Genomic DNA, 513 nt, shown 5'->3' with positions numbered 1-513 from the left:
CAATCATGGATAACCTCGTGGAGATGAAAGGGCTGGCCACGCAGGCAGCCAACGATACCCTCGGCGAAGATGAGCGTGGGTTTATTGGTGAGCAGATTAAAGAGCTCGGCGCCGACATCAACGATATTTCAGACTCGACAGTCTTCCAGGGATATGACCTGCTGAGTGGAGACGATACCACGGCCACCAAGTCCGGTGCCTTAGAGCTGACCTTCCAGGTCGGTGAACGGGAATCGGATACCATTACCGCGGATCTGGATGCGGTAAACGTAGGTGAGCTGTTTGCCGACGGTACCAACACCGCCCAGTTGGGTAACGCCAGCGGCGACGGTGCGGTAGCTGACGGATCGGCTATTGAAGCTACGGCTGCCGGAACAGCCGGTGCCACAAACCCGGGTGGAGCGCTTTCTTTTGAGACCGCAGCCGGAACGGCCGCCAACTCTGCTGACTTCCGTTCGTTCATCAACCACATCGATGATGCAATTACGACGATGTCGGAAAACGTAAACGATA

1 protein-coding gene is annotated in these 513 nt (G+C 56.1%); it reads left to right on the top strand.

The window, feature by feature from the left end:
* Positions 1–513 (top strand): flagellin (locus tag FCN14_RS15630; RefSeq protein WP_212747668.1); only part of this gene is annotated, 513 nt, incomplete at both ends.

The sequence above is a fragment of the Fodinibius saliphilus genome (assembly GCF_005869845.1).
Taxonomy (GTDB): domain Bacteria; phylum Bacteroidota; class Rhodothermia; order Balneolales; family Balneolaceae; genus Fodinibius; species Fodinibius saliphilus.
The sequence above is the reverse complement of the archived record's forward strand: the minus strand, read 5'-3'. Positions and strand labels throughout refer to the sequence as shown.